At 33.5% G+C, this 8,985-nt stretch carries 10 protein-coding genes and 1 pseudogene; 8 read left to right on the top strand and 3 right to left on the bottom strand.

The genetic code is table 11. The features are described from left to right. From C6H25_RS04350 to C6H25_RS04375, 6 genes and pseudogenes are all read left to right on the top strand, one after another. Positions 1-336, top strand: a pseudogene (locus tag C6H25_RS04350) (hypothetical protein); the annotation flags it as partial. After that, complete coding sequence (gene gmk, locus C6H25_RS04355; protein WP_104748240.1) at positions 329-940, top strand: guanylate kinase; 612 nt, start codon at positions 329-331, stop codon at positions 938-940. The pseudogene C6H25_RS04350 and the gene gmk, both read left to right, overlap by 8 nt. Before the next feature lie 81 nt (positions 941-1,021). Continuing rightward, positions 1,022-1,261, top strand: coding sequence for a twin-arginine translocase TatA/TatE family subunit (locus tag C6H25_RS04360; RefSeq protein ID WP_104748241.1), 240 nt, complete (start codon positions 1,022-1,024; stop codon positions 1,259-1,261). A 2-nt stretch (positions 1,262-1,263) separates the two neighbouring features. Then, a complete protein-coding gene (argS, locus tag C6H25_RS04365) occupies positions 1,264-2,889 on the top strand; it encodes an arginine--tRNA ligase (RefSeq protein WP_104748242.1) in 1,626 nt (541 codons plus the stop codon). A gap of 63 nt (positions 2,890-2,952) precedes the next feature. Further along, positions 2,953-3,708, top strand: a complete 756-nt coding sequence (locus C6H25_RS04370) for a HugZ family heme oxygenase (RefSeq protein WP_104748243.1) — start codon at positions 2,953-2,955, stop codon at positions 3,706-3,708. A gap of 456 nt (positions 3,709-4,164) precedes the next feature. Continuing rightward, positions 4,165-5,187: a polysaccharide deacetylase family protein gene (locus C6H25_RS04375; protein ID WP_233707329.1), complete on the top strand. Its 1,023-nt coding sequence runs from the start codon at positions 4,165-4,167 to the stop codon at positions 5,185-5,187. Positions 5,188-5,227: 40 nt separating this feature from the next. Here the strand turns inward: C6H25_RS04375 and C6H25_RS04380 are convergent, their stop codons facing one another. The 3 genes from C6H25_RS04380 to accD are packed head-to-tail and all read right to left on the bottom strand — an operon-like array spanning position 5,228 to position 7,586. Further along, complete coding sequence (locus C6H25_RS04380) at positions 5,228-6,241, bottom strand: LapA family protein (RefSeq protein WP_104748244.1); 1,014 nt, start codon at positions 6,239-6,241, stop codon at positions 5,228-5,230. Positions 6,242-6,250: 9 nt separating this feature from the next. Next, on the bottom strand, positions 6,251-6,703 hold the full coding sequence (gene rlmH, locus C6H25_RS04385) for a 23S rRNA (pseudouridine(1915)-N(3))-methyltransferase RlmH (RefSeq protein ID WP_104748245.1): 453 nt from the start codon (positions 6,701-6,703) through the stop codon (positions 6,251-6,253). A 19-nt stretch (positions 6,704-6,722) separates the two neighbouring features. Then, entirely contained in the window at positions 6,723-7,586 is an 864-nt protein-coding gene (gene accD, locus C6H25_RS04390) for an acetyl-CoA carboxylase, carboxyltransferase subunit beta (protein ID WP_104748246.1), read from the bottom strand. An 82-nt stretch (positions 7,587-7,668) separates the two neighbouring features. Between accD and recO the strand changes: the two genes are divergently transcribed. Both recO and C6H25_RS04400 read left to right on the top strand, forming a co-directional pair. Further along, a complete protein-coding gene (gene recO / locus C6H25_RS04395; protein WP_104748249.1) occupies positions 7,669-8,283 on the top strand; it encodes a recombination protein RecO in 615 nt (204 codons plus the stop codon). A gap of 11 nt (positions 8,284-8,294) precedes the next feature. Beyond that, the gene (locus C6H25_RS04400) at positions 8,295-8,951 is read left to right on the top strand and encodes a nicotinamide-nucleotide amidohydrolase family protein (RefSeq protein ID WP_104748247.1); all 657 of its coding nucleotides are present in this window, start codon (positions 8,295-8,297) and stop codon (positions 8,949-8,951) included. The last annotated feature ends 34 nt before the right edge of the window (positions 8,952-8,985 follow it).

Below are 8,985 nucleotides of genomic sequence, written 5' to 3' on the forward strand. Positions count from 1 at the left end.
GAAGAACCTCTTGTAGAAGCTCCTAAAAACTACGAAAATATTGAAGATATTCCTGAACCTGTTATGGCTAAAGCTATCGGAGAAGAATTACCCCTTACTAATGAGGACATTACAACACCAACCAAAGAGATTACTAAACAGGAGAGTGATGCACACACCCTAGAAACAACCAAAGAAACTACAAGCGATAATCTTTCTAACCCCCTTGAATTACACCTTAAACAAAGCTTACAAGACTTGTTTAAAAATCTCAATCAAGAATCTTTAGAAAGCCTTTTAGAAGGCAAGACCTTAAACATTAAAATCACTTTAGAGGATAAAAAATCTAATGAATAATGATTTTAATTTACTCATTCTATCAGGTCCTAGTGGAGCAGGTAAAAGCACCCTTACCAAGTATTTACAAGAGAATATTTCTCAAACCTATTTTTCTCTTTCTACAACCACTCGCAAACCTAGAGAAGGCGAGACTAATGGGTTGCATTACAACTTCGTAAGCGAAGAAGAATTTAAACTAGGCATAGAAAAAGGGCAATTTTTAGAATGGGCTATTGTGCATAATCATTACTATGGCACTTCTAAAATCCCTGTAGAAAAAGCCTTAAAAGAAGGACAAATCGTTATTTTTGATATTGATGTGCAAGGACATAGAGACATTAAAAAGTATTATCCTAACGCATGTTCAGTGTTTATTAACACTAAAAATCAAGAGATTTTAAAAGAACGTTTGCTTTTAAGGGGGACAGATTCTAAAGAAACTATAGAAAAGCGATTAGTCCATGCTTATAATGAAATGCAATGTTTAAAGGGCTTTGATTATCTCATTATTAACGACAATTTAGAAAAATCTAAAGAAGCTATATTAAGCATTGCTAGGACTTTAGCCTATCGCTTAAAAGCGTTTAATTTTGAAAAAGTATGTGAAGAATGGAAGAATTGATTGGGTATAAAACCTATCAATTACCTTTAAAAAGGTTATAATAAGAGAAAAGTAAAAATATAGAGATTAAGGAGTTAAATTATGGGTGGATTTACGAGCATATGGCACTGGGTTATTGTCTTATTAGTGATTGTTTTATTGTTTGGAGCTAAGAAGATTCCAGAGTTAGCTAAAGGTTTGGGTAGTGGGATTAAAAATTTTAAAAAAGCTGTGAAAGATGACGAAGAAGATTTAAACTCTTCTAACGCCTCTCAAAAGAGCCTTGATGAAAAAGTAAGCACTAACCAAAATATTAAAACCACTCAAAAACAAGAAAGTTAAAAATGCACACTCTCATTAAGAGCGTTTTAGAAGAAATTTTAGAAACTGAAGTGATTATTGAATACCCTAAAAACAGGGAGCATGGGCATTATGCCACGCCTGTTGCTTTTAGTTTGGCAAAAGTCTTTAAAAAATCACCTTTAGCTATCGCTGAAGAATTAGCCATTAAAATTAGCTCGCATTCAAAAGTTCAAGGATTTTTTGATGACGTAGTCGCTTGTAAGGGTTATGTTAATTTCACGCTTTCCTTAGGTTTTTTAGAGCGTTTTACCCAAAGTGCTTTAAAATTAAAAGAAAAATTTGGCTCTAAAGCTCCTAGTAAAAATTCTCAAAAAATCTTTTTAGAGTATGTGAGTGCTAACCCTACAGGACCTTTACATATAGGGCATGCAAGGGGGGCGGTATTTGGCGATAGCTTGGCAAGAATCGCTCGCTTTTTAGGGCATGAAGTCCTGTGTGAATATTATGTAAATGATATGGGAGCTCAAATTCGCTTGCTAGGACTTTCAGTATGGCTTGCTTATAAAGAGCATGTTTTAAAAGAGAGTGTAACTTACCCAGAAGTCTTTTACAAGGGCGAATACATCATAGAAATCGCAAAGCTTGCTAGTAAGGATTTAGAGTCCAGCCTTTTTGAGCAAAACGAAGAAGTGATTATTGAAGTCTTAAGCGATTATGCTAAGGATTTAATGCTTTTAGAAATCAAGGATAATTTAGATGCTTTAGGCATTCACTTTGATTCTTATGCGAGCGAAAAAGAAATTTTTAAGAATAAAGACAAAGTGTTTGAGTGTTTAGAAAAAAACAACGCTCTTTATGAAAAGGATTCTAAAATTTGGCTCAAATCTTCATTACACCAAGATGAAAGCGATAGAGTGCTTATCAAAGAAGATAAGAGCTACACTTATTTAGCTGGCGATATTGTCTATCATAATGAAAAATTTAAACAAAACTATACCAAGTTTATTAACATTTGGGGGGCAGACCACCATGGCTATATCGCTAGAGTGAAAGCTAGTCTTGAATTTTTAGGTTATGATTCCAACAAGCTTGAAGTCTTGCTCGCTCAAATGGTGCGTTTACTCAAAAATGGAGAACCTTACAAAATGAGTAAAAGAGCTGGCAATTTTATTTTGATAAAAGATGTCATTGATGATATAGGCAAAGACGCTTTAAGGTTTATTTTCTTATCTAAACGCCTTGATACCCACTTAGAATTTGATGTCAATAGCCTTAATAAACAAGATAGCTCAAACCCTATTTACTATATCCATTATGCTAATTCACGAATCCACACCATGCTAGAAAAATCACACTTTTCAAAAGAAGAGATTTTACAAACCCCTTTAACAAACTTAAACGCTGAAGAAAAATACTTGCTCTTTAGTGCCTTAAGCTTGCCTAAAGTTATTGAAACTTCTTTTGAAGAATACGGCTTGCAAAAAATGTGCGAATATTTAAAGACTTTAGCATCTGAATTTCACAGCTTCTATAATGCCTGTAAAATTTTAGACACTCCTAAACAAAAAGAGCTTTTAAAAATTTGTTTAGTGGTTAGCTTAAGCTTAACTAACGCCTTTAAACTTTTAGGCATAGAGATAAAAACCAAGTTTTCAACTCAAAATTAAGCTTAGAGTTAACCCTTTTATTGTAGTATTCTCACTTATATTAAAAAATAAGGATGAATTACTATGCTTACTCGTATTATAGAACACATGAACGCTCATCATGTAGAAGACATGAAGGGCTTGTTAAAAAAATTCGGACAAATCCATAACGCTGAGAATGTAAAGTTTCAAAGCGTGGATTCTCAAGGCATTGTGATTAGCTACAATGATAATCAAACCTTAAGAATTGAGTTTAATGAAGAGATTAAAGACCCTAAAGATTATAAAAACGCCATCATTGAATTGTGCCAAAGTGTAGAAAAAACCCATGATTTAAAAGGCGTTGAGGAAGAAATCAAAGCTTTTAGAGAGAGTTTTGATTCTATTTGTTTAGCAACCTTACACCCTAATGGGCATGTGGTATGCTCTTATGCGAGCCTTATGTCCGATAACAAGCAATACTATATTTATGTGAGTGAAGTAGCCGAACATTTTGCTAGTCTTAAGCACAATCCAAATAATGTAGAAGTGATGTTTTTAGAAGATGAGAGCAAAGCTAAATCAGCGATTTTAAGAAAGCGTTTGCGTTATAAAACTAAAGTGCGATTTATTGAAAGGGGAGCTGAGTTTGACAAGGCTTTTGATGCTTTCATTGAAAAAACAGGTGGTGCTGGGGGCATTAAAACCATACGCACCATGCAAGATTTCCATTTAATCGCATTAGATTTTGAAGAAGGTCGTTATGTAAAAGGCTTTGGTCAAGCCTATGATATTTTGGGTGATAAAATCACTTATGCCGGAGCTAAAGGCAATCCACACACTTTTGCTCATAAAAAATAAGTTTTTAGCCTTGTGGGTCATTCCACAAGGCGTTAATAGATAACAAATACTCTACATAATCCTCCCTAAAGAATTACTACAAAATAAAATCTAAGCGATAAAAATGTTTAAAAAACAAACCTTTTTAAAACTAAAAACTCTGTTAAAATATTTGTCTTGATAAAACTATTTTATTACTTAAAGCATGGTTAATTATTACAATAAGTAATATTTATATAAATATAAAAAAATATAATATTTTCTATCTTTAAGTTAAATTTCTATTATCTCATAGTTTTTTATTATCTATATTAATAAAGATATTTTAATATCAAAACTATGTTAAAATATAATCACACCAAAAACATCTTTCAAAAAGCTAAATTATTTTAATTTTTAAAATCTAAGAAATATATTTAATATTTCTATTTTATACTATAATTGTGTGATAAAACCTAAAATAAAGGCTTGTTGTTAATGCAATATAGAATGCACACTACAAATTCCAAAGTTACTATTGTTATGTATCATTATGTTAGAAATCTTGCTAGTAGTCGCTACCCTAATATCAAAGGACTAGAATTACATACCTTTAAAAAGCATTTAGAGTTTTTTGCCTCATATTATAAAGTAATTACTATGCAAGATTTTCTACTTGCTTTAAACGGCCAAAAAGATTTGCCTAAAAATGCCTTGCTTTTAACATTTGATGATGGACTTTTAGACCATTATTTGCATGTATTCCCTCTTCTAAAGGCTTATAATTTTCAAGGGAGTTTTTTCATAAATGCCAAGACACTTGATGAGTGTACTACCCCCCCCCCCCAACTCTCTCTATTAGATGTCCATAAAATCCACTTTATTTTGGCAAACCGCTCAAATACTGACAATTTACTAAAAGAACTTTATAATATGCTAGATTACGCTAGAGCCAATGGTTATTCTCTTCCTAGCAACAATGAATTGTTTTTCCAATATGCTAAAGCGAATCGTTGGGACAATAAAAAGATTATTTTTATCAAGCGTATCTTACAAAATGTGCTAGATAAAGATTTGAGACAAACCATTGCAAGCCAATTATTTAAGAAATATGTAGGTGTTTGTGAAAATATTTTTGCTAGAGAGCTGTATATGAATGCCGATCAGCTCAAACTAATGCAACAAGAGGGCATGTTTATAGGTGTGCATGGATATGACCATTTTTGGATGGATTGCATAGATAAGAAAGTATTTGAGAATGATTTAAATAAGGCTTTAGTGATTTTATCAGATTTTATTGATAAGAAAAATTTTGTGTATTGTTACCCCTATGGGGGTTACAATAATCATCTCATAGATTTTTTAAAATCAAAAAGATGTGCTACAGCCTTTAGCACAGAACCAAGAATAGCCAACTTACACACAGAAAACCCCTATCTTATCCCCAGAATTGATTGCAATGACATCACCCTATCACTAAGCACAACACCTAAGATTTTCAACAAAAAATCTAAAGTCTAAACTTTAGATTTTTCAAATCAATCCTACTTCTAAAAATACCCTACAAAAACGCCTCTAATTTATAAGCTTTATGCTCTTTTTTTAAGTCCATATAAGCGTTTAAAAGAGTGTATTCTTCAAAAGGTAAGGTCGCTAGACGCTCTTTGGCTAAATCATTCATCTCTAATTCTAATAACACAAATAAAAAGGCTTTTTGTGCTTGATCATCTTCTTCGCTCAAAAATTCAAAGAATTTAAACCACTTATCAGGGATTAAAAAATTCTGTGCGTTTTGAGCGAGCTTTAAATAATCGTTTTTATCATAATGTGCTTCAAGGCATAGTTGCGATATTTTTGAAACATCTAAAGCGATATTCTTTTCAAAAAAAGCGTTCAAAAGATGTCTCACGCATTCTTTATCTAACAAGCCTTGCATTAAATTAAGAGCTTTTATAACCTCTTTCTCACTCCCTTTTTGAGTGATTTCACAAAAAGCATAACGGCGTAATTCTAAAGGGATTTGCGTGTTTTTTAGGGTTTCTAAAGCATTTTTAAGGTCATGCTGGATTAAGGCTATCAAACGCTTAGGGAAATAAGCATGCTCATAAGAAAGGGTATGCTTAGAATGTTCTTTAGATTCTTTGAGTTCGCCATTTTCAAGGTTTTGATAATGCGAAAAGAGATTATCCACTTTTTCACACCCACTATTTGGCGTGTTTAAATCAGCTTTTAAATCATAGCGAGCTAGAATTTGAGAGAGATTCTCCATGTGCTTATTGGCAAATTTAGTTTTTAAAAAAGTTTTTTGAGTGTCTTGAGCCATAATTTGATTGAGTAATTTATCAAAATCCTTTTTTTCATGGTGCAAGCGGATTTTATGACTGATATTATGCTTGAATAAAAAAATCCATGAAAAAAGGGCAAAAGCCCCCAGAACCCCCATAAGCCACACTGCTATAGGCAGATTGATACTTGTAGTTCCAATATTTAAAACAAAAGAATGCGTATCTATGCTATAGATAAACACTCCAAAGCCTACAATAAACAAAAATGCAAACACAACATAATAGCGCATACACGCCTCCTATTTATGGTATGGGTGTTGGTGGATTATACTCAAAGCTCTATAAATCTGTTCACACAACACAATCTTAGCCACCTCATGGCTAAAAGTCATCTCACTCAAGCTCCATGCCTCACAATTTTTTAAAAACTCCTCCTCAAACCCATACGCCCCAGCGATAAAAAAATTAATATTAAGATGATTTTCTAACATTTTACTAAACATAAAGCTATCTCCCCCTTTAGCCCTAGGGTGTAAGGCGATGTTTTTTGCCTTAGAGTTTAGATACGGCTCAAAGGCTAAAGAGTAAGCTTTTTGGGCAAATTCTTTGGAAATTTTTTGAGCGTTCGCTATATTTTTAGGGAATAAATCTATTAATTCTAGCTCACAAGCAAACTGCTTGCATTGTTTTTGATAGACACTCACAAGCTCTAAAGGCGAACTCTTAGCGATAGAATACACCACACAACGCATAATATTATAAAACTCTTTTTTAAAAAACCTTTGAAGTCGTGTGCGTAGTCATAGCAATTAAATCACTCAAAGTCTTTTTCAAATCTTTTCTATGCACAATCATATCTATCAAACCATGCTCTAGCAAAAACTCCGCCGTTTGAAAGCCTTCGGGTAAATCAGTCCCTATAGTTTGCTTAATCACTCTAGCTCCTGCAAAACCTATCATTGCCCCCGGTTCAGCGATAATCAAATCCCCTAAAAAAGCAAAAGATGCACTAACCCCTCCAAAGGTAGGGTCACTTAGTAGTGAAATAAAAGGGAGCTTAGCCTCACTAAGTTTATTCAAAGCGGCACTAGTTTTTGCCATTTGCATAAGCGAATAAGTAGATTCTTGCATTCTAGCTCCCCCACTTGCTGAAACAATCAATAACGCCTCTTTTTTAGCTATAGCACGATTAATAGCCCTTACAATCTTTTCGCCCTCAACTGAGCCTAAACTCCCCCCCATAAAACCAAAATCAAACACCACAATTTGCAAAGGCATGCGATTGATTTTAGCCTCACCACTAATCACAGAGCTTGGACGATTGGTTTTATTCTCATATTTTTTAATGCGTTGCTTATAGCTCTCTTTATCCACGAAATTCAAAGGGTCATTAGGGCGTAAATGCCTATCAAACTCTTCAAAGCTCCCCGCATCACATAAAAAATCAATCCTCTCTGTGGCACTCATGCGAAAATGATAGTGGCATTTTAAACACACATTATTTTTAGAAAACACTTCTTTATAATACATTAATGCACAACATTTAGGACATTTAACCCAATGGCTTGGTTGCTCATTCTTGCTTGCTCGCAATTTATCTATTTTAAAATTTTTAAAGAAATCTGCAAATCCCATTCTTTTCCTTAATTTTGCAGTTTTATTGAGATTGTATCTAAGTTTTGCTTATAATAAAGAAAATTTTTTCCCAAGAGTAAAAATGCAAGGATTTCTTTTAAAAACACAAAGCATAAGGGATGAAGATTTAATCGTATGCATTTTAACCAAAACCGAATTAAAAACACTTTATCGTTTCTATGGCAAACGCCATAGCGTGCTAAATGTGGGGCGTAAAATTGATTTTGAAGAAGAAAATGACGAAAAATTTTTACCCAAACTAAGAAATATTTTGCATTTAGGCTATGTATGGGAGAGAGAATTAGAACGCTTGTTTTTTTGGCAACGCTTTTGTGCGTTATTATTCAAGCATTTAGAAGGGGTGCATTCTTTAGATAACATCTATTTTGACACTTTAGACAATGGGGCTAAAAGACTCTCTAAACAGCACCCTTTAAGAGTAATCTTAGAAATGTATGCAAAGCTTTTACATTTTGAAGGGCGTTTGCAAACTAAAGGCTCTTGTTTTTTATGCAATGAAAAATTAGAACATTCTGTATCCTTAGCTCAAGGATTTGTTCTAGCACACCCAAAATGCCTTAAAACTAAAAGCCTTAATTTAGAAAAAATTCAAGTTTTTTTTCACACCCAAAGCACTATTTATTTAGAAATAGAAGAAGTAGAAGAATTATGGCGAACGCTTAATCTAGGATTTTAAAAAGGTTAAAAATGAAATTTAAATTTTTGAATATGGATAATGAGAGCGGTTTTATTTTGATTGAAAATGAATTAAAACGACTGAGTATTCTAGCTCAAGTCAAAGAAGACTATATTGAATTAAAAGGCAAGAATTTATCTCAAGCTAGAGATTATATTCTAACGCTTTTTAACTCTAATATTTTGGAACTAGACGCCCACAATAAGGGGACAAACGCTCTAATAGAACGCCTGAAAGCTTTAGGCTTAAAAGTCGCTGTAGCTGAAAGCTGCTCTGGGGGGTTATTATCGCATGCATTCACTTCTATTAGTGGGGCTTCAAGCGTGTTTATGGGGGGAATTGTGTGTTATAGTGAAGAAGTTAAACAGCAATTATTAAAGGTCAATGCCACGACTTTAAAAGCCTTTGGGGTTTATAGTGAAGAATGCGTGAAAGAAATGTTAATGGGCGTATTTTTGAATTTTAAAGTTCATTTTGCTCTTGCAATAAGTGGGGTTGCTGGTCCTAATGGAGGGAGTAATGCTAATCCTGTAGGCACTGTTTATATCGGTGTTCAAAAAGTAGGGGCTAAAGCTTCAATTGAGCGTTGCTTTTTTGAAGGCGAGAGAGAGACTATCCAAGATAAAAGCGTAGAGCATGCCCTAGACATGCTTGCTAGAGCTTTATAGCCCTAATTTATTCCAACCCCTAAAACCCCCACAA

It is taken from the genome of Helicobacter cetorum, from assembly GCF_900198405.1.
Lineage (GTDB): Bacteria > Campylobacterota > Campylobacteria > Campylobacterales > Helicobacteraceae > Helicobacter > Helicobacter cetorum_C.